The organism is Rhodanobacter sp. L36 (assembly GCF_009765755.1).
Classification (GTDB): domain Bacteria; phylum Pseudomonadota; class Gammaproteobacteria; order Xanthomonadales; family Rhodanobacteraceae; genus Rhodanobacter.
Map to the genome: position 1 here is coordinate 1569345 of NZ_LMUV01000011.1, position 25347 is coordinate 1594691.

At 60.7% G+C, this 25347-nt stretch carries 23 protein-coding genes and 1 tRNA gene; 14 read left to right on the forward strand and 10 right to left on the reverse strand.

Annotated elements, in window-relative coordinates:
* Positions 1 to 85: 85 nt before the first annotated feature.
* The 5 genes from GSQ73_RS16850 to GSQ73_RS16870 all read right to left on the reverse strand — a co-directional run bounded on the left by GSQ73_RS16850 (position 86) and on the right by GSQ73_RS16870 (position 8599).
* Positions 86 to 979, reverse strand: coding sequence for a hypothetical protein (locus tag GSQ73_RS16850; protein ID WP_158886046.1), 894 nt, complete (start codon positions 977 to 979; stop codon positions 86 to 88).
* Positions 980 to 1067: 88 nt separating this feature from the next.
* The gene (locus tag GSQ73_RS16855; protein WP_254063438.1) at positions 1068 to 2384 is read right to left on the reverse strand and encodes a hypothetical protein; all 1317 of its coding nucleotides are present in this window, start codon (positions 2382 to 2384) and stop codon (positions 1068 to 1070) included.
* Entirely contained in the window at positions 2381 to 2530 is a 150-nt protein-coding gene (locus tag GSQ73_RS16860) for a hypothetical protein (RefSeq protein WP_158886048.1), read from the reverse strand. Before GSQ73_RS16860 ends, GSQ73_RS16855 begins: the two co-directional genes overlap by 4 nt.
* 74 nt (positions 2531 to 2604) lie before the next feature.
* Positions 2605 to 5850 (reverse strand): TonB-dependent receptor, encoded by a 3246-nt coding sequence (locus tag GSQ73_RS16865; RefSeq protein WP_254063439.1) that lies wholly within the window; start codon positions 5848 to 5850, stop codon positions 2605 to 2607.
* 196 nt (positions 5851 to 6046) lie between these two features.
* On the reverse strand, positions 6047 to 8599 hold the full coding sequence (locus GSQ73_RS16870) for a glycoside hydrolase family 3 N-terminal domain-containing protein (RefSeq protein WP_158886050.1): 2553 nt from the start codon (positions 8597 to 8599) through the stop codon (positions 6047 to 6049).
* A 300-nt stretch (positions 8600 to 8899) separates the two neighbouring features.
* On the opposite strand from GSQ73_RS16870, the gene GSQ73_RS16875 reads away from it, so the two are divergent.
* From GSQ73_RS16875 to GSQ73_RS16890, 4 genes are all read left to right on the forward strand, one after another.
* A complete protein-coding gene (locus GSQ73_RS16875; protein WP_158886052.1) occupies positions 8900 to 9916 on the forward strand; it encodes a LacI family DNA-binding transcriptional regulator in 1017 nt (338 codons plus the stop codon).
* A gap of 69 nt (positions 9917 to 9985) precedes the next feature.
* Entirely contained in the window at positions 9986 to 11266 is a 1281-nt protein-coding gene (locus GSQ73_RS16880) for an MFS transporter (RefSeq protein ID WP_158886054.1), read from the forward strand.
* A 118-nt stretch (positions 11267 to 11384) separates the two neighbouring features.
* Positions 11385 to 11582 carry a hypothetical protein gene (locus tag GSQ73_RS16885; protein ID WP_158886056.1) on the forward strand — a complete coding sequence of 66 codons (198 nt, stop codon included), beginning with the start codon at positions 11385 to 11387 and terminating at the stop codon, positions 11580 to 11582.
* Between the two features lie 602 nt (positions 11583 to 12184).
* Positions 12185 to 12379 carry a hypothetical protein gene (locus GSQ73_RS16890; protein ID WP_158886058.1) on the forward strand — a complete coding sequence of 65 codons (195 nt, stop codon included), beginning with the start codon at positions 12185 to 12187 and terminating at the stop codon, positions 12377 to 12379.
* 41 nt (positions 12380 to 12420) lie between these two features.
* Here the strand turns inward: GSQ73_RS16890 and GSQ73_RS16895 are convergent, their stop codons facing one another.
* Complete coding sequence (locus tag GSQ73_RS16895; RefSeq protein ID WP_254063440.1) at positions 12421 to 12981, reverse strand: GspH/FimT family pseudopilin; 561 nt, start codon at positions 12979 to 12981, stop codon at positions 12421 to 12423.
* A 152-nt stretch (positions 12982 to 13133) separates the two neighbouring features.
* Between GSQ73_RS16895 and uvrB the strand changes: the two genes are divergently transcribed.
* Both uvrB and GSQ73_RS16905 read left to right on the forward strand, forming a co-directional pair.
* Positions 13134 to 15164, forward strand: a complete 2031-nt coding sequence (gene uvrB, locus GSQ73_RS16900; protein WP_158886060.1) for an excinuclease ABC subunit UvrB — start codon at positions 13134 to 13136, stop codon at positions 15162 to 15164.
* A gap of 78 nt (positions 15165 to 15242) precedes the next feature.
* Positions 15243 to 15317 (forward strand) — tRNA-Val (locus GSQ73_RS16905).
* Between the two features lie 64 nt (positions 15318 to 15381).
* Here GSQ73_RS16905 and GSQ73_RS16910 read toward each other — a convergent pair.
* Entirely contained in the window at positions 15382 to 15723 is a 342-nt protein-coding gene (locus GSQ73_RS16910; RefSeq protein ID WP_158886062.1) for a hypothetical protein, read from the reverse strand.
* A gap of 131 nt (positions 15724 to 15854) precedes the next feature.
* On the opposite strand from GSQ73_RS16910, the gene GSQ73_RS16915 reads away from it, so the two are divergent.
* Positions 15855 to 16211: an HIT domain-containing protein gene (locus GSQ73_RS16915; RefSeq protein ID WP_158886597.1), complete on the forward strand. Its 357-nt coding sequence runs from the start codon at positions 15855 to 15857 to the stop codon at positions 16209 to 16211.
* A 177-nt stretch (positions 16212 to 16388) separates the two neighbouring features.
* Complete coding sequence (locus tag GSQ73_RS16920; RefSeq protein ID WP_158886064.1) at positions 16389 to 16760, forward strand: DoxX family protein; 372 nt, start codon at positions 16389 to 16391, stop codon at positions 16758 to 16760.
* A 520-nt stretch (positions 16761 to 17280) separates the two neighbouring features.
* Here the strand turns inward: GSQ73_RS16920 and GSQ73_RS16925 are convergent.
* The gene (locus GSQ73_RS16925) at positions 17281 to 17679 is read right to left on the reverse strand and encodes a hypothetical protein (protein ID WP_158886066.1); all 399 of its coding nucleotides are present in this window, start codon (positions 17677 to 17679) and stop codon (positions 17281 to 17283) included.
* Between the two features lie 6 nt (positions 17680 to 17685).
* Between GSQ73_RS16925 and dapD the strand changes: the two genes are divergently transcribed.
* The 6 genes from dapD (at position 17686) to GSQ73_RS16955 (ending at position 22053) form a co-directional block, all read left to right on the forward strand.
* Positions 17686 to 18513 carry a 2,3,4,5-tetrahydropyridine-2,6-dicarboxylate N-succinyltransferase gene (dapD, locus tag GSQ73_RS16930; protein ID WP_158886068.1) on the forward strand — a complete coding sequence of 276 codons (828 nt, stop codon included), beginning with the start codon at positions 17686 to 17688 and terminating at the stop codon, positions 18511 to 18513.
* On the forward strand, positions 18510 to 19295 hold the full coding sequence (locus GSQ73_RS16935; protein ID WP_158886071.1) for an alkaline phytoceramidase: 786 nt from the start codon (positions 18510 to 18512) through the stop codon (positions 19293 to 19295). Before dapD ends, GSQ73_RS16935 begins: the two co-directional genes overlap by 4 nt.
* Positions 19292 to 19651 (forward strand): arsenate reductase, encoded by a 360-nt coding sequence (locus tag GSQ73_RS16940; RefSeq protein ID WP_158886073.1) that lies wholly within the window; start codon positions 19292 to 19294, stop codon positions 19649 to 19651. The genes GSQ73_RS16935 and GSQ73_RS16940 overlap by 4 nt, the downstream gene beginning before the upstream one ends.
* A gap of 100 nt (positions 19652 to 19751) precedes the next feature.
* On the forward strand, positions 19752 to 20900 hold the full coding sequence (gene dapE / locus GSQ73_RS16945) for a succinyl-diaminopimelate desuccinylase (RefSeq protein WP_158886075.1): 1149 nt from the start codon (positions 19752 to 19754) through the stop codon (positions 20898 to 20900).
* A gap of 386 nt (positions 20901 to 21286) precedes the next feature.
* Positions 21287 to 21436 carry a hypothetical protein gene (locus GSQ73_RS16950; RefSeq protein WP_158886077.1) on the forward strand — a complete coding sequence of 50 codons (150 nt, stop codon included), beginning with the start codon at positions 21287 to 21289 and terminating at the stop codon, positions 21434 to 21436.
* A 218-nt stretch (positions 21437 to 21654) separates the two neighbouring features.
* Entirely contained in the window at positions 21655 to 22053 is a 399-nt protein-coding gene (locus tag GSQ73_RS16955) for a carboxypeptidase-like regulatory domain-containing protein (RefSeq protein WP_254063441.1), read from the forward strand.
* Between the two features lie 43 nt (positions 22054 to 22096).
* On the opposite strand, the gene GSQ73_RS16960 is transcribed toward GSQ73_RS16955, so the two are convergent.
* Complete coding sequence (locus tag GSQ73_RS16960) at positions 22097 to 24493, reverse strand: penicillin acylase family protein (RefSeq protein ID WP_158886079.1); 2397 nt, start codon at positions 24491 to 24493, stop codon at positions 22097 to 22099.
* Positions 24490 to 25302, reverse strand: coding sequence for a phosphodiester glycosidase family protein (locus tag GSQ73_RS16965; protein ID WP_158886081.1), 813 nt, complete (start codon positions 25300 to 25302; stop codon positions 24490 to 24492). The genes GSQ73_RS16960 and GSQ73_RS16965 overlap by 4 nt, the downstream gene beginning before the upstream one ends.
* Positions 25303 to 25347: the final 45 nt, after the last annotated feature.

The window sequence follows — 25347 nt, forward strand, 5'->3', positions numbered from 1 at the left end:
AGAGCTGCGGTGAAGGAACTGGTTGGGAGCCCGCCGAAAATGCCCCAATACGATCAGAGGTTCGCGTCTAGACCATCCGGGAACATCAGTTTGTTTCGCGTCCTGGCTGGACGCTGTAGGAATGAACATCGAGTCGCCCGTAACCTGAAACCGGCTCGGCCCCGAACTGCACACCGAGCACGTACCAGCGGTCGTCCATGTGATTGGACAGCGGTCCCCGTGTTTGAAAATCGTGGATGGCACCCCAGATGAAGGGCGCGAGGTCGTCATCGAATTGACTGATCGGCTGATCACTCACATAGGAATAAACCGGCCAGTGCATGTCGACGCCTTGATAGGTCGAATTCATTTTTCCGGCGTAAATGCCCCAGGCACCTGTCACGTTTTCGAAAGCCGCCGTACCGAGATATCCGCCGTTATTTTCGAGTGGCTCCAATCCGCCGCCACGTGTCAGCCAGATCATGATTTCGGTGATCTTGTCTTTCGGTTCGGGGTTGGGTTTGTCGCTCAGCCAGATGTCATAGGAAACATCGAACACGCCGTGGAGAGGACGCGGATCGTACTGAACCTTGCTGTGCAATCCGGCGTTGCTGACCTTGATCGGAAACCCGTCGACTCCAGCCGCATCGTGCGGTAGCCAATGGAACCAGTCCCAACCTCTTGTTGTGTGCGGGTAAGCCTGGACGATTTTTCCGTCGAGTTGCCACTCGCCTCTGAATGCCCATCGGTTATGGGGGCCGGCGTGACTGCACAGATTGACCCACCCGCCTTTCCAGTGAGAGCCGACGCTCCAGACATCGAGATTGAGTTTCTGTCGCGGGTCGGCGCTTGCCAATTTGGCATAAGGCTCTTTGCCATTCCACGGTTGATTTCCGTAGCTCACGCAATGCTCGGCTCGCGCCTGCGAAGTTACCATCAGAGTTGCGATGGCGAGGTTTGCCGCGATGAATAATTGACCGATTTTCTTGAAAGACGACATGCGTTCCTCCGTTGAGGCTCAAGACCATTTTTTTTTGTAGAGCACGGTATGGGTGTCATGCCGAGCGTTGCATTGAATAACCGCCGCATCAATGTCGCCGACTATCGGTAATTCCCCTGGGCACATAAGGATTGCGATTGAACGCGGCAAGCAGCGCCCAGGCCGTCGCCGCGAGCGCCGGCTGATGGTAGTAGTAGGAATACACGGCTGTGATGCGTGGCTGCGGCGTGGCGTACAAATACCCGCCTGGAGACGCCTGCTGCGCGATCGATGCGAACAAAGCATTCGCCGCGGCGTCATCGCCCATTCGTCGATAGACAAGCGCGGCCTGCGCGGTGCCTTCCGTCCATAGTCCGTCGCGCACGTCGGTGAAATCGAAACCGCCCTTGACGGCATTCGTCTGTTCCACCCAATGCAACGCACGTGTCCATGTCTTCGCTGCATCCTGCAGTAGTTGCGCCCAGAGTTGCACGTCGAGCGCGGATGGCGAGCGAAGCGACGAGATGCCATCGGCCGTGGTGCCCATCCAGAAATGGCCGCTCGCCGCATCCCATTGCGCGGTGACGAAATCACGGGCATGCGCCGCCTGCGTGTTCCAGTCGCCGCCTGGCGCGGAGATTCGGTCGAGCCATTCGAACAACGCGCAGAGATCGATATTGTGCTCGGTCGATTTCCACGACGATTTCCTAGGCACCAGCAAGTAGGATTCGACGCCCCCATCGAAACCGCCAGCACCGCGGTTGTCCGATGCGTGAGCAACAACCCAGTTGGCGAGATGCACCGCGGCGTCGCGCCAACGCGTGTCGCCGGTGGCGTCATGCAGCGCCAGCAGGGCCAATGCAACCCAGGCGACATTGCCGGATGACGTGCCGTCCTGATACGCGCCGGCGTAGTGATGCGCGGCATCGATCCAGTACTTCTGTTGCGCATCCCACCAGCCATTCGACAAGGGCTTTTTACCCGCGACAACACCAGCGCGATAGGCATCACGCAGGCGTGTGTCGTTGATGGCCGCGAGCCGTAACGCTTCGCCGATGCGTTCGGCCCGTGGACGTTTGTTGCAGGCGAGCAGGGCGATGACTGCGAGCGCGTTGTCGTAGGTGAATGCGGCAGAGTGGATGGGCGCAAGGGCAGGTGCGCCTACGCCGCGCAAGTCGTCGTAGCTGCGCAGCAGTACCGGACTGTTTCCCGGCCATGCATCGACGCGCGAAGCGATGGCGTTGCAGCCGGTGTGCGAAAAGGCTTCGATGCGCTCCGCTGCACTGCGTGCGCGTGTAATCGATGGTTCTGTCGTTTCGGTACCTGAGGCTGTCACCGAAAACACGACCAGCACCACGGCTATCGCCAAACGAACCTGCCAATCGCCATGTCGTTTACTGGATCGGGCCTCAACAACTGCACTCATGACCTTGACGCCTCGAAGTCGCGCAACAGGTGGCGTGCGCCGTGTCCTTCCACCGACGCGGCCATGGTTTCGACGAGGCCGACAAGCTGCGGAAAAAAAACCGCCATTCCCGTTATTGCAGAAATGGCGGCAACGGGGGGAATCACATTCCGTTTCCTTCCTCGCGTCATGGCACATGCTCGGGCATGCGCCATGACGCAAATTTGCTTGACGCCTTCGATCAGAAGTCCGCGCGCAAGCTCAGGTTGTAGCGGGTGTCGTTGCGGAAAAAGCCCTTCGGTACTTGCAGGCCGTCGGTGTTGACGATCTCGTGGGTCTTGAACGTCGAGTTCAAAAGATTGGCCACTTGCAGCGCCAGCTTGACGTGATCGTTGAGCGCGTAGATCACCGATCCATCCAGCTGTCCCTGCGAATCGGCCATCACCGGCAGCAACGGGAAATCCGCTTCCTGGCCAGTGATCAGGAACGCCGATCGCCAGTTCCAAGCCAGTCGTGCCGACAGCGGACCTTTCTCGTAGTACGCGGTGAAATTGAAGGTGTCGCGCGACAACTCGGACGGCGGCAGGTTGTGCTGGTTGATGCACTGCGTGGCGGCCAGATAACTCGCCGGGCAATACGAGATCGAACCAAAACCCAGGCCATGCGGCTTGATGTACGTGTAGTTCATCTGCGTGCCGAAACCGGACAGCCAGCCGGGCAGGAAATCGTATTTCTGCTGGTAGGCCAGTTCCGCACCGGCCACGCTGCCCTTCTGATCCAGGTTGGCCAGGCCTGCCGTGTATTGCTCCGGATAGGTCACGCCATTGTTGGTCACTGTGGTATCGACCACGTTGGTGATGTACTGGATGGTGTTGTTCAACTGCTTGTAGAACAGCATGCCGGTCAACGAACCTGCATGACCGAAATACCATTCCTGGGTCAGGTCGAAATTGTGTGCCGTGATGGGCTTGAGATACGGGTTCGAGCCGTTGTATCCGTTGCCCACCGTTGGCTCGGAGCTGCCATTGGTGCCGTAGGGAAGAAGTCCTGCGACCGACTGCCCGGCTTGCAATTGAACGAGGGTGGGTCGATAGACCGACTTGGAGAACGCGAAGCGCGTAACGAAGTCGTCGTTCCAGCCGACCGCCAGATTGAAACTCGGCAACCAGTTGCCATACGAACTGGCCGCTGAAATCGGCGTATAGGCACCATTGGCAAAGCTCACGTATTGCTGCTGCTGCGCCGGTGTAAGCGCGCAGAACGTGCCCGCCTGCGGTGCCGGGCCACCGGCGCTGGAGCCGCAATACTGCGCGATGCTCAGGCCGTTGAGCGTCTGTAGCATGTTCGGAAGGATCAGGTAACCCGCAGCATCATCCTGCGTATGCACGTAACGCATGCCGATGTTGCCGCTGATCTGCAGACCGCCGAGAAAATCGGTGTTGCTGTTGCCGAAATTCAGGCGGACATAGCTGGCGTTGGTTTTCTCTTCGTTGGAGGCTACTTCCTGCGGCAGGTACGACGTGCCCGGAACGAAAACATCTCCCGCCACAATTTGTTCGCGATCGAAGTTGGTGTAGTAGGGGCCGCCGGCACCGGGATGAGCAGCAAGCCACTGCTGGTTGATCTGCTTGATGACGTTGGCAGCCTGCGCGAACTGCGTTTGCGGATTCAAGTTGAAGAACGGAGCGACGATGCCGAAGTTGCCGTTGCCGAAGCCGGGCAGATCGACGTGATAAGGGGCGACGGCTCCGGGTGTGTCGGCGACGGTGATTGGCAGCACACCCGGGCTCGGCGAACTGATCGGGACATAGTTATATGCCGAGTTCTGTACCGTCTCGCTTTCGTCAGAGTGCCGGAAGCCGAACTGGATATCGTCCAGTCCGCCCTTGCTCACGTCGAAGGTGCCGTCCAGACGAAACGCACGCTGGTTACCCCACGAATGCGCCTCGTGATCCTGCGCCGCCGACCAGTAAGTGTTGTTGGGATCGGCGAAATACTGAGCGGCCGTTTCGTTGGGATTCGGCGAAAGCAGGCTGACGCTTGGAACGTGGTTGCCATGCAGGGCGAGGTCCCAGTTCGCGTTGGTCAGCTCGCGGATGTAGTAGTACTGATTGTCGTAGGTGGCGTGCGTGTCCTGCGCGTCGAGGCTGAGATGCAACCGGTCGTTGACATTCCACTTCACGTTGAGGCTGTAGTCATTGGTGGTGTAGCGGTTCTTGAATCCGGCCGTGTCGAGCTGCGTTGGAAAGCCGCCATAAGTGGATGGATAGCTGTAGCCCGGATTCGGCAGTGCCGTGATGGTGCCCGACTGGAAAACGCCGTTGCCATCGTAGGTCGCGTTGGTGCCCGGCAGCGGCACGCCGCAGGTGGCGGGAACGGAATAACCGCAGCCGTCCGTCGAAGCCTGCAAGGTGTGCTCGTAGGTGGTTTCCGAATCCGACGCCCGATCCCATTCCAGCGAGACCTGCCAAGCCTTGTCCGGGCTTTCCCATTGCCCTGAAAGCACGTGGCCGAAGCGGGTGCTGGTTTCATTCTGGGTACGTATGTCGGCACCGACCGGCACGTATGCGTACTGGCCCGGCGCAAGACCGGGATACGTATCCGGCGCGATGTTGCCCGGCAGCGTGCAGCCATTGCAGCGTCGCTGGAAATTGACCAGCGAAATCGCGTTGTCGGCCTGGTCGATACGGTCGTACGCGACGTTGGCGAGAAAACCGAAGCGGCCGATTTCAGTATCGAAACTGTGGCTGAAAAGCCCGGCGATCTGCGGCGTTCCGCGCTTGTCCAGATTGCCCCAGTAGTCGCCGAGAGTGAATGACGCTTGCGTATCCTTCTTGCTGTCGAAGGGCTTGCGCGTGTTGAGATCGATCGAGCCGGCGATGCCGCCTTCGATCATGTCCGCCGTCTGGTTCTTGCTGACGACGACCGAACCGATCAGTTCCGGCGACACCGTGGAAAAATTCAATCCTTGGCCACCGCCGGCGGAGAAGACTTCGCGGCCATTGAACAATGTGCTGGTGTACGGCAGGCCCTGCAGGCTGATGTCCGAACCCTGGATGGAAAAGTGATCGGGGTCGGCAGCGATGCCGAACGCACTGACCGCCACGCCGGGTATGCGTTGCAATGCTTCGGTCACCGACAAGTCGGGCAACGAGCCGGCGTCCTGCGCCGAGATCGCATCGACCACGGTGTCGGAGTAGCGCTTGATGTCTTGCGCACGATTCAGGCTGGCCGCGTAGCCACTGACGGACAAGCCGCTCAGGTCCTTCACGACCTTGCCGTCCGATGTCCCGGATTTTTTCTTGTCGTCCGCGGCTTTTTTTGCAGCGGGTGTCGTTTGATCACTCGCCTGCGACGTCTGCGATGCAGGCTGCGTGGTTTGCGCTTGCAGTTGCCCGGCCGCGAACAACGTCATCGCGATCACGAGCGACAGCTTGCGCATTTGATGGGCGCTCTGCGCGCGCGGATACATGGGTTGCTTTTTCACTTCGTTCTCCCCGGTGTCAGTAGATACACGACCGATGACGGCCCCACCCCTTGGTTTCCAACTTCTTTTGTTTTTCGCTTGAATCGTTTCGTCATTCCGGTTGCCGCAACGGCGCTGGGAATGCTCGAACATCTTTCGATTTGCTGTGTGAACGCACCGAACGCGAGTGCATCGCGATGCGCATTCCGGCAACTGTTCACTTCACTCCCACGCTTGCGCACGACAGATCGATGCGATTGGCCTCTTTCACCGCGTTAATGCGGATATCGGCGAAAGACGCGGCGAATGGCGCGTCGGCCGCGATCTCGAACGGCACATCCACGCTTGCGAAATTTGCGCCGAGCTTGGCGAAGCATGCCAGTGGAATCGACACGCTCTGCCGCGTGCCGACGGCGTAGCCCGCGAATGTCGGGCCAAGATCCACGCTGGCGTGGCAACCACTGCCGCAACCCATCGACAACGTCACCGAACCTTTCGCAGGCGTGTTTATCACCATGTCGAACTGCAACACCGCATGCGCAGCTGCGAGTTTGGACACGTCCACCGGCTGCACACTGCGCGCCAGGAAACGACCGGCGCCCAGCCACGTGATGGCCTTGGCGTCCTGCTGCGTGTTGAGCTGCACGGTGCGAAGGCGGAGCAGGGGACGATCGCTCGGCCACGAAATCTCGCTGTTGAGGTCCGTGCCCACTGCTTGTTCGCCCTGTGCCTTGTCCGCGAGATACAACGCGAACGGCGCAACCGCCAGCGTGTGGAACACCGGCATGCTCGACGCATCGGCACACGCCTTCACATCATCGTGTTCGGGCAATGCAGTCAGGTCATGCCGTGTCGGATAACGCAGTCCGTAACCCGGCGCGAACAACCAGCGCGACGCGCCGGCCTTGTCCGAATCGGGACAAGGCACGCCGGGCCACGGTCGTGGCAGCGTGCCGTTGAAATTCCCAGGCTGCTTGCCTTGGGTGGCAGCGAACATCACGTCGGCGACGCCAGCGCCTTCGCTACCCGGCAACCACGCCATCACGAAAGCATCCGACGCGTTGAGCAGGGAGTTCACGAACAACGGACGCCCGGATACGAACACCGTCACCACGGGTTTGCCGGACTGCGCCATTTTCCGCAGCAGCGTCACGTCCTCGGGAAAGCGATCGCCGAAGCGCAACGTGGATGAAGGTGCGATGTCGCCCATCATTTCCGCGAATGGCGTTTCACCGATCACCGCCACGATGGCGTCGTAGTTTTTCGCATCGACGCCTTGCGCGTTTTCGCTGAAAGTGACATTGGCCGCGCCATCGGCATCGCGCAATCCGCTGAGGATGCTTTGCGCGTTGGGGAAATCGGCGTTGGTGTTGTCGGTACCCTGCCAGGTCAACGACCAGCCGCCCACCTGATTCGGAAGATTGTCGGCGCTCTTGCCGACGACCAGCAATTTCATGCCGCGCTTCAATGGCAAGACGTCGTGATTGTTCTTCAACAGCACCAGTGATTCGCGCACCGCGCGCCGTGCCAGCGTGCGATCCTGCAGCATGCCGGCATCGCCCGCGCCGGGGAGTTGCGATGGACGCTTGTCGAGCGAGGTCATGCTCAGCTTGGCGCGCACGATGCGACTCACTGCATCGTCGATGCGCGCCATCGGAATTTCGCCGTCCTGCACCTGGTGCATGGTGTTGGCGATGAAGGCCTTCCAGTCATCAGGCGTCATCGCCATGTCGATGCCGGCGTTGATCGCCTGCGCACAACTGGCGTTGCTGCAGCCGGGCAACTGGCCGATGGCATTCCAGTCGGACACGATGAAGCCGCGGAAGCCCATCTTGTTTTTCAGTGCATCGGTAAGTAGCGCGTGTGCGCCGGTCATCTTGCCGTAGTTCACGTGATCGGCGATGTCGTTCCAGCTGTTGTAAGAGGCCATGACGCTGAGCACGCCGGCTTCGAGCGCGCCGAAATAACCCGCGCCATGCACGTTGATCATCGTGGCTTTGTCCACGCGCGATTCGCCCTGGTCGGTGCCGAGCCAGGTTGCGCCGTCGCCGACGAAATGCTTGGCCGTGGCCATGACATTGTGTGGGCCGAAGTCGCCCTGCATGCCTTCGACATACGCGCGCGCATATTCATGCACCAGCGATGGCTGGCTCGAAAAACTTTCGTAGCTGCGCCCCCACCGGGCGTTCTGCGCCACCGCGAGTGTCGGTGCAAATGACCAGGTGACGCCGGTGGCGCGCACGGCTTTTGCAGTCGATGCGCCGATCTCGTGGATCAGCTCCACATCGTGCGCTGCGCCCAGGCTGACGTTCTGTGGAAACAGTGTGGCGCCAAAGAGGTTGTTGTCGCCGTGCACGGCGTCCGTGCCCCAGATGATGGGGATCTTCACCGACATGTCGGTGTGCATCGAGGCATCGTAGTAAGCGTCGGCCAGCGCGAGCCAATCCTTGATCGACGCGTGCTTGTTCATCTGCGGCCACGAGCCGCCGCCGTCGAGCACCGAGCCGATGTAGTACTTGCGCACTTCATCGGGCGTGATCGATTTGATTTCCGCCTGCGTCATCTGCCCGACTTTCTGAGCCAGCGTCATGCCCGCAACGATGCGGCGCACACGCGCATCAAGCGCGGTATCTTCGCCATGAGAAGTCTTGATCGCAGGCCAATCGGCGTAGGGCTTGGTCGGCGCCGGATGGCGTGACGCCGCGCTGACGCCCGTCGCACAAGCGATGACTGCCGTGACGATCAGCCAAGTTCCGTGACGACTATTCATCAACCTTTGCTCCCCGCATGCCGCGTCGTGATTTGCTGTCGAGCATGACGGGGAAAGCCATGCCGGCTACGCAACAAACCGATCGTCGAAATAGGCATGCTTCCTCCCCGATTGATGCTGCGCCGCAGCGCAAGTTATTGCTCCCCTGCGCGGCGCAAGCTAGTCAAAAGTACCAGCGCTGTCAAATGAAAAGTACAGCGCTGTCTTTTTCGACCGAGGCATGTGAAATCCGGATGGCTGCGCGTCTTGCGCATGCGTTAGGATGCGTCGGTCTTAATCATTCAGGTGGGGCGCCAACAGATGCCAGCGAGAATCGAGGATGTCGCTGCGCATGCGGGGGTTTCCACCAAGACGGTGTCCCGCGTCCTGAACGGCCACACGACTGTGCGCGTCAAATTGCGCACGCGCATCGAGGCGTCGATACGCACACTCAACTACGTGCCCAACCCGTCGGCGCGAAGTCTGGCGGGGAACCGTTCGTATCTGGTTGCGCTGCTCTACGACAACCCGGCGGCTGGTTCCAGCTACGTGATGGAGTTGATCGTGGGCGTGCTGCAGGCGTGTAAGGAGACGCCATACAACGCGGTGCTTCATCCTTTCGAAGCAACGGAGGATCTGGTCGCGAAGATTGACGGTTTCGTGGCGCAGCATCGGCCCGATGCGCTGATCCTGGCACCGCCGCACGCGAATAACGCCAAGCTGCTGCAGCGGCTCGATGAACTGGAATTGCGCTACGCGACCATTTCCTCGAAGTCTCGCCAGTCACCTATCGACATCAGCTTCGACGAACGCAAGGCAGCGGCCGACATCGTGGGACATCTGATCTCGCTCGGACATCGGCGCATCGGTCATGTGGCGGGTCTGAAAGGTCATGGCGCGCACGCGTGGCGACTGAGCGGATACCGCGACGCGCTGCGCAAAGCCGGCATTGCGTACGATGAATCGCTGGTCATACCGGGTGACTTCACCTTCGCTTCCGGAATGGCCGGTGCAAAGGCGTTGCTCAATCGACGCCATCCGCCGACGGCGATATTCGCTGCCAACGACGACATGGCCTGCGGCGTCATGCGCGAAGGTTACGAACGCGGACTGGCGGTGCCCGGCGACCTTTCGGTTTGCGGATTCGACGATACGCCGGTAGCGCTGCTGGTTTCGCCCGGATTGACTACCGTCCACCAGCCATGCCGCGAGATGGGACGCATGGCGGTCGAAAGCGTTCTGCAGTCGATCCGCGAGCCCGACTTGCAGCGGCATACGCGCGCGCCGTATGAAATGCGCTTGCGCGCTTCCACGGCTGCGCCCGCGAAAAAGCGATAGGACTCGTTCAGAGCCTTTTCGGCTGCGAACGTGTAGCGTGGACATCCGGAATCCGGGAGGTCGGTGACGATGAGCAACGGCCAGCCCAAAGACGTGAAACCGGCGTTGCCGTACGTTGCTTCTGCGCGCGATGGCGGCATCGACTGGAAATTCATCGCAATCTACGCCGTCGCCTATATGGGTTTGTGGATGGCCTTGCTCCCGCCGGTGCTGGTGGGTCTGAACATGCGCGTCACGGCACTCGATCCAGTGCACGCCACCGAAAGTCTTTCCGTGGTGATGGGCGTGGGCGCGTTGTTCGCGCTGTTCGGCAATCCATTTTTCGGCCGGCTTTCCGACCGCACGACATCGCGTTTCGGCATGCGCCGGCCGTGGTTGGTCGCCGGCGCGCTCGGCGGCATGGCCGGGTTGGCGATCGTCGCGTGTGCCCATTCGATTCCGCAAATTCTGTTGGGTTGGTGCATCGCTCAGCTTGCGTATAACGCACAGCTCGCGGCGCTCATGGCGATCCTTTCCGATCAGGTATCACCACAGCATCGCGGCATGGTTTCCGGCATTGTCGGCGTCAGCCAGCCGGTTGGCATGGTGGCGGGAACATGTGTGGTGCAAGCGTTCTCGCATCTCACGGTCGCGATGTTTCTGGTGCCAGCTACCGTGGCCGTCGCGGCAGCGATCTGCCTGGTCTGGGTGTTGCCGGATCGCCGATTGGCCACGGCGCAACGAGCGCGTTATGGATGGCGCGAATTCGTCACCAGTTTCTGGATCAACCCGTTGCGCTTTCCCGACTTCGGCTGGATATGGAGCAGCCGTTTCCTGCTCTTCGCCGGCGCATCGGTGCTGCTGACTTACCAGGGACTTTACCTGATCCATCAACTGGGCAGTTCACTGACCGAGGTGCCCCATCTGATTTTTCTTTCCACGCTGGCGCAGTCGGGCGCGGTGGTTGTTTTCAGCGGCGTGGGTGGGCGGCTCTCCGACGCGATCGGGCGGCGCAAGATTTTCGTCTTCGGCGCGGCATTGATTTATGCGCTGGCGCTTCTGGTGATCGCCTTCGCGCCGTCGTACATGTGGTTTCTTGTCGGCATGACGATTTCTGGTGCCGGGCTGGGCATGTATCTGGCGGTGGATCTCGCCTTAGCGACCGATGTGCTGCCGGATCGCGAAGCGCACGCGGGCAAGAACCTCGGCATTTTCAACATCGCCAATGTGATGCCGCAGTCGCTGATGCCGGCGGTCGCTTCGGCTGTGCTGGCCGCGAGCGGCGGAACGTACAAGGCATTGTTCGTCATGGCGGCGATCCTCGTCGCCTTGGGTGCATGGGCCGTTCAACCTGTACGAGGCGCGCGCTGATTCATTGGTGCAGAGATCGCGCGAGCGATTGACGCCTGACTTGGTCGCCCCCATCGCCTTTCTACCTTCACGAGCGATCAGCACGCGACGTTGATGTTCGCGAATGTATGGTGCGATGGTGAACACCAAACTCAGTCTCGATGAACGATTCACGCTGGCCGCCATCTGCCAGTCCTATCCAAAAGCAGCCGTTGATCTCGATTCGGAAGTTTGTGCCCGTTTGCAGGCGAAGGGTCTTCTCGCACGCGCATCGGACGACCGATGGACACCCACGCCGGCAGGACGTTTCGTCGCCGCATCCGGCAAGGACGAATGAGACGAGCAGCCTAATTCAGGCGAAGCTACGCATAGCGGCTTCTGCAACGCACTAAAACCTATTGCCCTCTCATCAGCGTCACGCAAGATAACGTATCACCTTCGTTCGCCGCGCGACGAGTATCACTTCCATCAAGCCGACTCCGAATCTCTGAGTCGACGCGGTGGAACACGTGCGGAGGTCGACTCATCTCGACACAGCCAACCCTTGTGCCAGCTTGCGGCCATCGCACTGCCATTTTTGTACGGACATTTCGTGATTGGTTCATTGCAATCGCGTGCGTAGTGACCTTCGATCCATGCCTGTAGCGGGTACTGAAGACGGGGCGCATCGCTCATTTGTGGCCTTTTCGTAGAGGTCGAAACGTCAGCTCCCAGCGTTCGCACAGCCTTTGCGGTAGCCGTTGCCGAATGGTTGTCAGCTTTCCCGCGTTGGTCCCCTCGGCGACTCTCTATCTGGGATTTTCGACATCGCGACGTTGTGATGGCGTGACTGTTTGATTCGCACTTCGGTTCACTGCGTGAATGCGAGCAATACTTCTTGGCAAAGAGTTCACATTCGTCGCGTCATGGTGTTTGCGACATCGAACCGGGAGATATGCAATGACACCACTGGACAAACCCCTCAAGCGCCAGCTGACGATCGGCGACAAGAGCTATACGCTCTCGCTCGACGCCAATGGCCTAAAGCTCACCGAAAAAGGCCGCAGGCTGGGCAAGGAAATCGCATGGAAGGATTTGGTGAACGGCGACGCAGCGATATCCGCTGCTCTGAATGCATCGACGGACGCTCCATAAGCACAGCTCACCGACGAAGCCTCGCGCAAGCGCGTGAGGCTTCATTTATTTGCGGCGCAGTCAGCTGCTTGCGCGGGCGTAGCCGGCGCGCCGCGAATCCTTCCCGAATTCGACACAACGACGCTGAGAGCGGGTTCGCTGCTCGCGTACTGACAGAACAGCAGCGTGACATTCGTACCGCTTGCGCTGCCATCGGGCTGGAAGTGGACGAAGCGCCGACCACCATTGCTGCTGATCCGCACATTCGCCTTATAGGCATGACCAACGTATAGCGGGTTGTGGTCGTCGGGCTGGTTGTCGTGATCGACGTCATGCGCCAGCAACCAGCCGCTTTCCCATCGATTGCCTTCGGTGCAACTCGCGTTATCGATGCTGGGGCAGAACAACGTGTATTTCCCGGTGGTCACGGCGGTCTCACGTGCGCTTTGGAGCGCGGTGATGAAGTCGGCCTGCGCAACTTGCAGCTGATGGCGCTTCATCAATTTGCCGAGTGACGGAATGGCAACGCTCGTCAATATGCCCACAATGACGAGCACCATGATCTGCTCCATCAGCGTGACGCCGCGTTGACGATGGATGCTGCTAAGTGGCTGCGTGAACAAGGACGTCGCTCCTGCGTTGCAGAGAATTCATCCTAGGATTACCGCGCCAAGGCAGGCTGCAGCGAAACGGTAGCGCGGCCGTGGGACTCTGCTGACGCGGGGTGTCAGCAGGCCTGATTTAAAATGCGTCGCCGAACCCACATATGTAGCTGATGACTGACCGCTTCCAACTCGTTGCCCCGTACCAACCCGCCGGTGACCAGCCGCAGGCGATCCAGCGTCTGTCCGCCGGTTTCGAGGCCGGACTTGCCGCCCAAACACTGCTTGGCGTCACCGGTTCCGGCAAGACCTACACCATCGCCAACGTCATCGAGCAGGTGCAGCGGCCGACCATCGTGATGGCGCCAAACAAGACGCTGGCCGCGCAGCTTTACGGCGAATTCAGGGAATTCTTTCCGAACAACGCCGTCGAATATTTCGTCAGCTACTACGACTACTACCAGCCCGAGGCCTACGTGGTCGCATCGGATACCTTCATCGAGAAAGACGCCTCGATCAACGAGCACATCGAGCAGATGCGCCTGTCGGCGACAAAGGCGCTGTTGTCGCGCCGCGATTCGATCATCGTAGCGACAGTGTCGGCTATCTACGGCCTGGGCAACCCTGAAGATTATCTGTCGCTGCGGTTGATCCTCGCCAAAGGCGAACGCATCGACCAGCGCAAGCTGATCCATCAATTGACCGAACTGCAATACACGCGCAACGAGCTCGACCTGCGTCGCGGCACCTATCGCGTGCGTGGCGAAGTCATCGATGTGTTTCCGGCCGAGTCGGAAACCGAGGCGTTGCGCATCGAGTTGTTCGATGGCGAAGTGGAAAACATGGCGCTGTTCGATCCGCTCACCGGCGAGACCGTACGCAAGGTGCCGCGCTACACCGTGTATCCGCGCACGCACTACGCGAGCACGCGCGAGAGCGTGCTCAACGCGATCGAGACGATCAAGATCGAGCTGAAAGATCGGCTGGAGTTTTTGTACCGCGAGAACAAGTTGCTGGAAGCGCAGCGGCTGGAGCAACGCACGCGTTTCGATATCGAGATGATGACCGAGGTCGGCTACTGCCAGGGCATCGAGAACTACTCGCGCCATCTCACGCGTCGCGCGCCCGGCGAACCACCACCGACGTTGTTTGATTATCTGCCCTCCGACGGTTTGCTGGTAGTGGACGAATCGCATGTCACCGTGCCGCAGCTCGGCGCCATGTACAAAGGCGATCGCTCACGCAAGGAGACCTTGGTCGAATTCGGTTTCCGAATGCCGTCGGCGATGGACAACCGGCCGCTGAAGTTCGAGGAATGGGAACAGCGCGTGCCGCGCACGATCTACATTTCCGCCACGCCGCGTCATTACGAGCTGGAAAGATCAGGCGACGCGGTGGTCGAGTTGCTGGTGCGCCCCACCGGCCTGGTCGATCCGGAAGTGGAAGTGCGTCCGGTGCGCACGCAGGTCGATGACCTGCTCGGCGAAGTGCACAAGCGCGTCGCCATCGGTGACCGCGTGCTCGTCACCACGTTGACCAAGCGCATGGCCGAGAACCTCACCGAATATCTCGCCGAGCACGACGTCAAGGTGCGCTACCTGCACTCGGACATCGAGACCGTCGAACGCAGCGAGATCATCCGCGACTTGCGCCTCGGCGAGTTCGACGTGTTGGTGGGCATCAACCTGCTGCGCGAAGGTCTGGACATGCCCGAGGTGTCGCTGGTGGCGATCCTCGATGCCGACAAGGAAGGCTTCCTGCGTTCGACTGGTTCGCTGATCCAGACCATCGGTCGCGCCGCGCGCAACGTGCGCGGCAAAGCGATTCTTTACGGCGATCAGGTCACCGCATCAATGCAGGCGGCGATGGACGAAACGGCACGCCGCCGTGAAAAACAGATCGCGTGGAACCTGGAGCAGGGCATCACGCCGACCACCATCGTGCGACGCATCGCCGACATCATGGAAGGCGCGCGCAGCGAGGCGGGCAACCGTCGCGGCAGCAAATCCACGCGTCCGGGCAGTCGCGCTGTCGCAGTGGCCGAGCAGAGTGCGGAATACGCCGGACTCAGCGTGCAACAAGCCACCGGCATGCTCAAGAAGCTGGAAGCGCAGATGTACAAGCACGCCCAGAACCTCGAATTCGAGGACGCAGCCAAGTTGCGTGACCAGATTCACCAGCTGCGCGAACAGGCGCTGCGCTGAGCCGTTGCGGGCCGATATTGTCCGGGGCGGGCGGCTCCCGTATACTTCGCCGCTCGCGCTGCCTGGCTGGCGCGACTCGGGCGGTTAGCTCAGCGGTAGAGCACTTCCTTGACATGGAAGGGGTCACAAGTTCGATCCTTGTACCGCCCACCAATTGATATCCGCAAACGGCGCGACCTTCGGGATCGCGCCGTTTGCGTTTCGAGGGTGACGCTCGTTACAGCGTTTCAACTGGCGAAACCCATACGTGCTTCCTGATGCGAGCCCGCAGGAATGAAAGCTTCGCCGGGTCGCTGTTGCCGAGCGCCATGCCGACCTTGCCACTTTTCTCGGCAACCGCGCCGGTCAAAGCGCCGCTGCTCCCCTCGATGCGCGAACGCTGCCGGCCCTGCGCCGCGCAGTCCGGCAAGTTCCGTGCTCGAGCCGCGTCGCGCCCGCTTTTCCACAGCCAGGATCTCGACAAAATCAGCGATCTTGGAATGTCGGGTGCGATGATTGTTGGCCAAACTGGCGAGGAGAGCGGGATGTCGTTGACGCTACGAGCGAAGTGCCGGAGCATGCCGTGCAACTCCCCAGCGGGGTCTAAATGGCCTTAGACCTATGAAGAATGCTCCTCCCGGATACGAGTGTCCGTTCTGCGGTATTGCCGAGACGCTTCCATCACCTGCGCCGGAATCAGCCGTTGTCTTGATGGATGCCAACGTGTTCGCTTTGGTCCCGACTCACCACTACGCCGGAATAAAAGGTAACTGCCTGGTGGTACCCCGGAGCCACTATGAGAACGTGTTGGACATCCCGGACGACCTTGGCAGCGAATTCTTTCGCACCACGCGTCGCCTGGCGCACGCTATGCGGAATGCCTTCGGTTGTGAAGGAATCTCCACTCGCCAACACAACGGGCCAGCCGGCAATCAAGACGTGTGGCATTTCCATCTTCATGTATTTCCTCGCTACTCAAATGACAGGCTGTATGAGGGGCAGAAAGTGCCCTACACCACCGAGGAGCGAATCGAGTTGGCAGCCAGTCTCCAGACTGCTTTGCGGTAGTGCGCACTTTGCTTTCGGGCCCGGCTGCCTGGACGCGCCATGCAGGTCCAGCAATTCATTCAAGCTTCAAGCCAATGCGCGCTTCCAGAATGAGGACCTTGCTATTTGTTCATAGCGGACGGACTACGAAGGTCGAGATACTCGGACAGGACAAGACGAAGACCTAATTGGAAAACGATGAACATATTGCTGTGGGTCCTGCAGATCCTCACCGCGCTGATGTACGGGGCGTCGGGTGTCATGAAGGTTTTCATGTTCGACAAGATCAGCCACGACGTGCCTTCGTTCGGCGCATTGCCTCGGCAGGCCTGGACGACCCTTGGCATCGTGGAACTCGTGTGCGTGATCGGGCTTATCGTTCCCGGTGCATTCCACTGGCAGCCACAATTGACGATTCTCGCTGCGGCAGTGCTGGCCGTCGAAAGCCTCGTGTTCGTTGGCGTACATGTGAGATACCACGAGACCTCGTCCATCATCATGAGCGCCGTGCTTGGACTCTTCATGGTTTTCATTGCTTATGGGCGTCTCGCTTTGAGCCCGTTTGCATGACTGGAAAATTTTCGAATAGGGTGAATGCCGATTCGAAAACCTGTTTGGGTCCGCGAGCTTTGGACCACATGAATTCACCCTTTGAATCTCTGCTTGTCGATATCACAGCGACACTGATGCTCAGGAATTCTCTGCGTCCGATACCGCTCGGCGTTGGCGTCAGGTGATTCATGCAGTCACTTAAGTGGCGGTTTGTCTTGCTGGCGTTGCCATGTATTTGTCAGTCCTTGCGTGCGGCAGACCTAGGCAGGGACTTGGCATGGTCTTCCCTTCATTCGAATGGCATGCATCTACGCCTCGTTTCCCCAAAGTCGAACGATGAATCCCAAGATCTTTACTTTGCAAACGACATGCTGGCGATTGACAGCTGCACAAAAGGTTTTTGTACTGAACCCTTAACCGTGTGGAGAATCGAAAACAACCGCTTGAAGACGGGGCACGCTTTCAGTGAAGGCGATGCTTTAGTCGAATTCGATTTCGAGAAGGTGGTACTTCGCGGTTCGGGCAGGAAGATTCGCGTCTATTTCATTGTTCCAAAATCTGTCAAATAAAAAGGTGCCCCGAAGCGCCTTTTGTTGCATCGACCGAACACGACCTCATGGAATCGGCTCGAACAATCGCCGTGTCGCTTCGCCACTGCGGCGGCCGAGATCCGCGGTAGCCGAAAAGGGGCGAGCAGGTCGCCAGCGAAGCCATCTACCATTCGGTCGATGAAACCGTCGAGCGGAGCGACAAGCATCGTGCCGATGGTCGGCAGTCCACAAGCGGCCTTGACCAACCGACCAACAACGAACCAGCGAGGCGCGTTGCGATGCGGGCCATTTCGGGCACCGGCGCGACGCATGTAATCTAGACGGCTGAACGGCACGGCGCGTATCGTCGTTGTCGACCGCGTTTTCATCTTCGCCGCCTTGGTCATCTCTTCATGCAATCCATCGAAACACTGATCGACGACGCCTTCGAGCGTCGCAACGAACTCGGCACCACCGAGATCGAAACCCATCTGCGTCCGGCGCTGGAACAGGTGCTGGATCTGCTGGAGTCCGGCGAGCGACGCGTCGCCGAACCGGACGGGCAAGGCGGCTGGACGGTCAACCAGTGGATCAAGAAAGCGGTGTTGCTGTATTTCCGCATCAACGGCAACCGCGTGGTGGATGGCGGCGCGGCGATGGCGTTCGACAAGGTGCCGCTGCGTTTTGCGCAAGGCAACGACGCCGAACTTGAACAGCTTGGCGCGCGCGTGGTGCCCGGTGCGTTGGTGCGTCGTGGCGCGCACATCGCGAAGGACGCGGTGCTGATGCCGAGCTACGTCAACATCGGCGCCTACGTCGGCGCCGGCAGCATGATCGATACCTGGGCCACCGTCGGCTCGTGCGCGCAGATAGGCGCGGGCGTGCATTTGTCCGGCGGCGTCGGCATTGGCGGCGTGCTCGAGCCCTTGCAGGCCAACCCGACCATCATCGAGGACAACTGCTTCGTCGGCGCGCGCTCGGAAGTGGTCGAAGGCGTCGTGGTCGAACGCGGCAGCGTGATCGGCATGGGCGTGTTCCTCGGCCAGTCCACGCGCATCTACAACCGCGCTACCGGCGAAACCAGTTACGGACGCGTGCCGGCCGGCAGCGTCGTGGTCGCCGGCAGCCTGCCCGCGAAAGACGGCAGCCACAGCCTGTATGCCGCCATCATCGTCAAGCAGGTCGATGCGAAAACACGCAGCAAGACCAGCATCAACGAACTGCTGCGTAACGACCCGTGAGCAACACCGTTCCACGCACGTTCCTCAACACGCAGCAACGTGGCTACGTGCTGGCACTTATCGGCGCGGTGGTGTTGATTCTTGCCTTGGTGTTGCCGTCGTTCGCGCAACCACAGGGTTATCACGACTTCGCCGACAAACGTGGCTGGCTCGGCGTCCCCAACTTCGGTGACGTGGCATCGAATCTGGCTTTCCTGTGGGTAGGTTTGGCCGGGTTGTTCGTGCTGCGCTTGCCCAGCGTGCGTGCGATGGCAGCGGCGACCAGACAGGCTTATGGCCTGATGTTTTTCGGCCTGGTGTTCACCGCATTCGGTTCGGGCTATTACCACTGGGCGCCGTCGGATGCGCGCCTGGTATGGGATCGCCTGCCGATGACCGTGGTGTTCATGCCGCTACTCGCGGCCACGCTGGCCGAACGCCTGCGCTGGCGCTCGACGTGGCCCCTGTGGGGCCTGACGCTGTTGGGTTTGGGCAGTGTGCTGTACTGGAAATGGAGCGGCAATCTGCTGCCTTATCTGATGGCGCAGGGCGGATCGATTCTGCTGATCCTGCTGGCGGTGATGTGGCTGCGGAGCCCGTGGACAGAGCGTCGGCTGTTGTATGCCGCACTGGCCAGTTACGCCGTGGCCTTTGTGAGCGAGAAGCTCGATCGGCCGATTTTCGAACTGAGTGCCAACATGGCCAGTGGCCACACGATCAAGCATCTGGCAGCGGCCTTCGCGTTCTATTTCATGCAGCGGATGTTGCGTCAGCAACAGCCGCAAAGGGATACCAATCCATGACTGCGATCACCCTCTACGGCCTGCCCAATTGCGACAACTGCAAGAAGGCGCGCAACTGGTTCGCGCGCTTTGATGTGGCGCACGAGTTCGTCGACTATCGAGCGCATCCGGTGCCGCCGGCCACGCTTAAAACGTGGGCGCAGCAATTGGGCGGCTGGGAAAAGATGGTCAACAAATCCGGCACCACTTGGCGCAACCTGCTGCCGCAACGCAAGAACCCCGGCAGCGATCCGGAGTGGATCTTGCTGCTGAAGGAACACCCCGCGCTGATCCGACGCCCCGTCGTCGTGCTGCCCGATGGCGCAGTCAGCGTGGGGTTCACCGACAACGGCTTCAAGAAACTGATCGGTCGCTGAGCGGCGCGCTGTTGTCAGCTGCGCGAGCTGGTAACGCGCGACTCCCGACGCGCCGCGTTCGTTGTTACGCTGCACGTCTTTCCGCTTGACGATATTCGCCATGTCCGACGTTCTCGACCTCACCTGCGAGTTGATCAGCCGTCGCTCGGTCACGCCCGAAGACGCCGGCTGCCTGCGGCTGATCGGTGAACGCCTGACGTGCGCAGGCTTCCACGTCGAGCACCTGCGCTACGGCGATGTGGACAATCTCTGGGCCACGCACGGCGCGGCTGGTGCGGTGCAGCCGGGCAAGCTGCTGGTCTTCCTCGGTCACACCGACGTGGTGCCGAGCGGGCCGGAAGCGTCCTGGCAGAGCCCGCCCTTCGAGCCGACGATTCGAGATGGACGTTTATACGGCCGCGGTGCCGCTGACATGAAAGGATCGGTCGCTGCCATGGTGGTTGCGCTGGAGGAATTCGTGGTCGCGCATCCGACGCACTCCGGCCGCGTCGGTTTGTTGCTGACCAGCGACGAGGAAGGGCCGACCAATCTCGATGGCGTGCGTCGCGTGGTCGAACATTTTCGCGCTACTGGCGAATCGATCGACTGGTGCGTGGTCGGCGAACCTTCGGCGAAAGCGCGGCTCGGCGACCTGATTCGCGTGGGCCGGCGCGGTTCGCTGTCCGGCACGCTCACCGTGCGCGGCGTGCAGGGACACGTGGCGTATCCGGACAAGGCGTTGAATCCCATTCACGCGTTCGCGCCAGCGCTCGCCGAGCTGGCGGCGGAACGATGGGACGAGGGCAATGGCGATTTTCCGCCGACCTCTTTCCAGGTATCCAACCTCAATGCCGGAACCGGCGCGAACAACGTCATACCCGGCGAACTCAAGGCGCTGATCAACTTTCGCTACAGCACCGCCAGTCGCTCGGATGACCTGCGCACGCGCACCGAAGCGATCCTGCATCGACACGGGCTGGATATCGCACTGGACTGGAATCTTTCCGGCGAGCCTTTTCTTACGCTGCCCGGTGGATGTCTTCGCGAAACAGTCGTGGCCATCTGCCGCGAACTGTGTGGCGTCGATCCGGAACAGAGCACCGGCGGCGGCACATCGGACGGCCGTTTCATCGCGCCGATGGGCGCGGAGGTTGTCGAGATCGGTCCGGTCAACGCCACGATCCACAAAGTCGACGAGTGTGTTGCCGTCGACGAGCTGGAGCAGTTGCCGGCGATTTACCGCGCCGTGTGCGAACGACTGCTGGCGTGATGTAGAGCGGACGATGGGCGTGGCGACCTTTGCAGTCGCGCGCCAAGGCGATCGGTTATTTCTTGCACCCGTCTGCAGTGAATCGATACGCACGAGCAGGTCGCCCTGTGTGGTGTGTTTTGCGTTCGGTAACTCGCCATCGATCATTCCTGCGTGTTGATGCGATAGAAAAAGATTTGTCTCGACGATCGAGACCTTCGTCCGGCGTAGAGCGCCGGCTGTCCGTGATGTGTCCGGACATTCGCGCCAACGTCCGCGGACAGTTTTTCGCCCATCGAAGAGAGAAGGGAAACCGCTCAACCGCGCGGTTTGTGGGCGTTCCAGACGTTGGCACAGGCTTTGCCATAGTCCTGTCGAAGCCTCATTCCAAACTACGGAGCACCGCCATGAAATTCGAAACCCTGATGTTGAAAAGTCTGTTCTTCGCTTGCGTGCTGGCCGGCGCGTTGACTGTCGGTTCGATGCTGCTGGCGAAGCCCGTCGCGGCGAACGTGGCGTCGAGCCACGTCGCCACGACGGCCGCTTCGGCTGGCTGATTCGATCACTGCTTCCCTGGGCAACACCCAGCCAACGCGACACACAACTTGGTAAACGGATTGAAGGTGTTCTTTCGATCCACGGTCCACGGAATGCACGAGGGCAGGCAGCGGACCATGCAGCGAGATCGCACCTCGCACTGCCTTTGCAACGAGCTGACCGCCAGACATCGGCAAGCTCATTTCGATTCACTGTCTCGATGACGTTGAGGAATTCCATGAATAGCAATAACTCCCTCCAGGCCGGTCTTTCCCCCCGCGGCGCAATGTCCTCCATCCGGAGCATGGCCATGGTGATCGCCCTCGGTGTTTGCGGCGCGGCTGGATCCGCCGCGGTGCAAGCGCAGGCAACCTCCGGCAGTTTGTTCGGATGGGCGCCGGTTGGCGACACCATCACGGTGCAAAGCGCCGCTACCGGCACGCATCATCAGGTCACGACAAACGCCAAAGGTCGATTCAGTTTCAACACACTTCCCATGGACACCTACACGGTGACTTTCGAAAAAGACGGACAGCCGGTCCAGATTCATCCGAATGTTCCCGTCACGGTTGGTCGAGGTCAGGAAGTCGACTTCCTCTGCGACGGCGTCAAATGCGCTGACACGGTTGGCAAATAATTGCCTGATCGGCGCTCGCACGAGATGCGAGCGCCTTCGGGTTCTAGTGATTTACCGGCACAAGCACCAACGTGTGCTGTGTCGCGCCGGGCAGCAACGGCGTCGGTTTTCCTTGCACCCAATCTTCATGGCCGGCGCGGAAGTAGGGCGACAGCGGGTTGTCGCTCTGGCCGCCGGGCATTTCGAGAATGCCCTTGTCTTCGTGGCCGGGCGAAACGTCCAGGCGCTCCGATGCGCCGAAGTCGGACGAGGCCACACGCGGCATGTTGTTGTCACCCGGTAGCGCGTCGTCGGGCATGTCGATGAAATGAGCGAGCCAGCCTGGCAGCGCGGGCGACAGTGCGTGATCGATGCGGCTGCGATTCTGTTCGCCCCAACTGCGCGCGGCGAGACCGCCGGGTTGCTTGCCGAGATCGATGGCCACCTGTCGCGCAGCGTCCAGCAACAGCGCGTGCCAGTTTTGGTATTTCGGATCGAGCAGGTTGGCGGGTTGTGCGTTGATCAGCATCCACACGGCCGCTTCGGCGCTGTTTTCAACGGGCGAGCTGAAATCGCCGAAGCGTTGCTTGACGCGTGCGACGAATGGCGCGAACACGGCCCGACTGACCTGCATGCGAAATGCGCGTACCAGCCGATAGTCCACGCTGTCGACATCGGCGCGACCCTTCCATGATTGCGTCAGCTGACGAAGCTGTTGCAGCGATGAATCCGTGGTGCCGGCCAGCGTCTGTTGCAGCAACTGCTGCCAGCGCGTGAGCAGCACGGCGCGATCGTCGAGCTGGATGTCGAGCAGGTTGCCCGGCGTGAACGCCGCATGCGCGCGCAGGTCATCGCGCAACTGTTGCGCGCGCGCACCGAGATCGTGGCCCCCATCGCCCAGTAGTGTGAGCACATCGCCGCCGATGGTCCGGTTGTTGGCCGTCCAAAGTCGTCCGTCGGCAGGATTCTCGATGCGCGGATATTCCGCGGGCGTTGCCCAGCCTTGCCAGCCATTGCCAGGCTTCGACCAGTCACCGGGCAGCTGCGGATCAAAGCCCGCGCGCAATGGAATGCTGTTGCCGGTAATGGTCCAGCCGATGTGTCCCGTGCTGTCGGCCACCAGCAGGTTTTGCGGCGGCATGCCGATCTGCGACGCGAGGTCGAGCGCGCTTTTCGCGTCGACCGCCTGTTCGAGCTTCATCTGCAGCACGTTGTAACCGCGCGGAAGATCGCCGATCCAGGCAAGCGCAAGCGACGTGCCGTCGACATCCTTCGCGAGGATCGGACCCCAGCGCGTGCCCTCGACCTTGAGCACCGTATCGGGTCGACCTTTCACGGGAATGTGCTCATCGTGTACTTCGATGTTCGCCCAGCCTTCCGGCACTTTGTAACGGTTGGGATTCGATGGATCGCGCAGCACGCGCACCCAGTCGAGCCAGTCGCCGTAGCTGTTGGTGAATCCCCAGGCGATCTGCCCGTTGGAACCGGCGACTGACGCCGGTGTGCCGGGCAGCGTCACGCCGTTGAACTCGCGTTGCCCGTGCGGCGCGGTGGTGTCGGGATAGCGCAATCGCGCGCGGAACCAGATGTTCGGCACGCCCAGGCCCAGATGCATGTCGTTGGCGAGCATCGCCGCACGGTTGTCGGTGAGCGAACCGGCCACTGCAAAGTTGTTGCTGCCGGGACGTGGTGCGTCGAACGGGAGTGCGTCGATCAGACTCGCGGTGGTCTTGCCGGCAGTGGTGCGGCGAAGATCGAAAACGTCGGCGCCCGGGATCACCGGCGTGCGCGAAAGTTCGCCGCTGAGCGGTGCTTCCCAGTCGGGGTCCGGCGACAACAGGAAATCCACGACCGCGCCGGGCAATACCGAACGCATCTGCGCGATGTGCAATTCGCGTTCGTTGCGGCCGTCGCCGTTGAGGTCCAGATACATCGCGGCGATCACCAGCAGGCTGTCCTGTGAACGCCAAGGTTGCGGACGGCTGCCGAGCAGAAAATATTCCCATGGCTTGTTGCGCAGATCGACGAGCCCGGCGTTGACGCCATCGCGGTAACGATCGAGTTGCAGTTTCTGCGCCGGTGGCAGTTGTGCGTACGCCGCGTCGACCACCGCGCGCAGTCGATGACGGCGATGACCGAGATCGGTCTTCAGCGCGGCGGGTCCGATCAATGCGGATAATTCGCCGGCCGGCATGCGGCGCATCAGGTCCATCTCGAAGAAGCGTTCCTGCGCATGGACATAGCCGAGCGCGTAGCTGATGCCCTCGCGAGTGGAAGCTTCGATCGTCGTCGTGCCCAGTGCGTCGCGTTCGATGCGTATTTTCGTGGTCAAACCGGCGACGTGGCGTTCACCATCGAGCCGTGCGCGACTTCCGTCGAGCAGGTACCAGACGAAGATCAACGCGATGATCAGCAGCGCAAGTACCGCCAATAGCAGGCGACGCCAGAATGCTGACTTCATTTTCTGGCGAACACCGCAAAAATGCCGGCGTATGGTTTGACCAGCATCGCCGGCGCGCCGGTGTAGCCTTCGCCGTCCACATAAAGTTGCGAGATACTGCCGTCGAGATAGAGTGCGTCGCGGCAACCGAGCTTGTCACGGAATAGCCGTCCAAACGTGTGGAAGTTCACCGGCGCTTCGCTGACCGCAAACTCGACATCGGTCGGCGTTCGCACACAAACGCCGCTGCGCCACTTCAGGCTCGAAGAATCATCCACGAACTGCTCGTTGAGCTTGCCGTCGATCAGCAACATCGGCCCGGATTGCGTCGCCCATTGCGCAGGCTTGGCGTCCGCCTTGAACGCACTGCTGGTGCGTACCGCGGCGTGGCCATCGGGATAGATCGCGAAGACGCCGTTCGGCAGCATCGAGAAATTGCCGGATGCGGGATTGCCGTGTGCCAGGTTCAACGGCACAACTGTCTTGCCGTTTTCCACGTACAGGCCCAGCGGTGCGAACATGCGGTCGTAGATGCCGGCGTTGGCGGCGAACATCAATCGCTGCCCATGCGCTGCGCCCCACTGGCGCAAGGTTTCGATGTCGCCAAACGGTTGGCCATTCTGTGGGTTGCGCCAGTGCAGAGTCAGCTGCTCGCGTTTCAGATCCAGATGGACCACGCGGTAGTTCTGTCCCTCGAACGCCAGCTCGCTGCTGTCCAGCGCCTGCGCGGATGGCGTGCAACCGAACGCGCCGGCGAACAGCGCCAGCGGCAGCAGCCAGCGCAGCGAACGAACCACGGGAAGGGATGCAACGGAAAAGGGCAGAGGCATCCGCCGATGGTCGCCGCCCGGGGAAGGCGGCGCAAGTCCACTTGT

Bases quoted from the DNA above. Each gene is read 5' to 3' on its own strand.
- GSQ73_RS16910 (WP_158886062.1), bottom strand. From the start codon at position 15,723: ATGCTCCGGCACTTCGCTCGTAGCGTCAACGACATCCCGCTCTCCTCG.
- GSQ73_RS16880 (WP_158886054.1), top strand. From the start codon at position 9,986: ATGAGCAACGGCCAGCCCAAAGACGTGAAACCGGCGTTGCCGTACGTT.
- GSQ73_RS16890 (WP_158886058.1), top strand. From the start codon at position 12,185: ATGACACCACTGGACAAACCCCTCAAGCGCCAGCTGACGATCGGCGAC.
- GSQ73_RS16850 (WP_158886046.1), bottom strand. From the start codon at position 979: ATGTCGTCTTTCAAGAAAATCGGTCAATTATTCATCGCGGCAAACCTC.
- dapD (WP_158886068.1), top strand. From the start codon at position 17,686: ATGCAATCCATCGAAACACTGATCGACGACGCCTTCGAGCGTCGCAAC.
- GSQ73_RS16870 (WP_158886050.1), bottom strand. From the start codon at position 8,599: ATGAATAGTCGTCACGGAACTTGGCTGATCGTCACGGCAGTCATCGCT.
- uvrB (WP_158886060.1), top strand. From the start codon at position 13,134: ATGACTGACCGCTTCCAACTCGTTGCCCCGTACCAACCCGCCGGTGAC.
- GSQ73_RS16950 (WP_158886077.1), top strand. From the start codon at position 21,287: ATGAAATTCGAAACCCTGATGTTGAAAAGTCTGTTCTTCGCTTGCGTG.
- GSQ73_RS16955 (WP_254063441.1), top strand. From the start codon at position 21,655: ATGAATAGCAATAACTCCCTCCAGGCCGGTCTTTCCCCCCGCGGCGCA.
- GSQ73_RS16855 (WP_254063438.1), bottom strand. From the start codon at position 2,384: ATGAGTGCAGTTGTTGAGGCCCGATCCAGTAAACGACATGGCGATTGG.
- GSQ73_RS16965 (WP_158886081.1), bottom strand. From the start codon at position 25,302: ATGCCTCTGCCCTTTTCCGTTGCATCCCTTCCCGTGGTTCGTTCGCTG.
- GSQ73_RS16920 (WP_158886064.1), top strand. From the start codon at position 16,389: ATGAACATATTGCTGTGGGTCCTGCAGATCCTCACCGCGCTGATGTAC.
- GSQ73_RS16925 (WP_158886066.1), bottom strand. From the start codon at position 17,679: ATGACCAAGGCGGCGAAGATGAAAACGCGGTCGACAACGACGATACGC.
- GSQ73_RS16960 (WP_158886079.1), bottom strand. From the start codon at position 24,493: ATGAAGTCAGCATTCTGGCGTCGCCTGCTATTGGCGGTACTTGCGCTG.
- dapE (WP_158886075.1), top strand. From the start codon at position 19,752: ATGTCCGACGTTCTCGACCTCACCTGCGAGTTGATCAGCCGTCGCTCG.
- GSQ73_RS16875 (WP_158886052.1), top strand. From the start codon at position 8,900: ATGCCAGCGAGAATCGAGGATGTCGCTGCGCATGCGGGGGTTTCCACC.
- GSQ73_RS16940 (WP_158886073.1), top strand. From the start codon at position 19,292: ATGACTGCGATCACCCTCTACGGCCTGCCCAATTGCGACAACTGCAAG.
- GSQ73_RS16915 (WP_158886597.1), top strand. From the start codon at position 15,855: ATGGATGCCAACGTGTTCGCTTTGGTCCCGACTCACCACTACGCCGGA.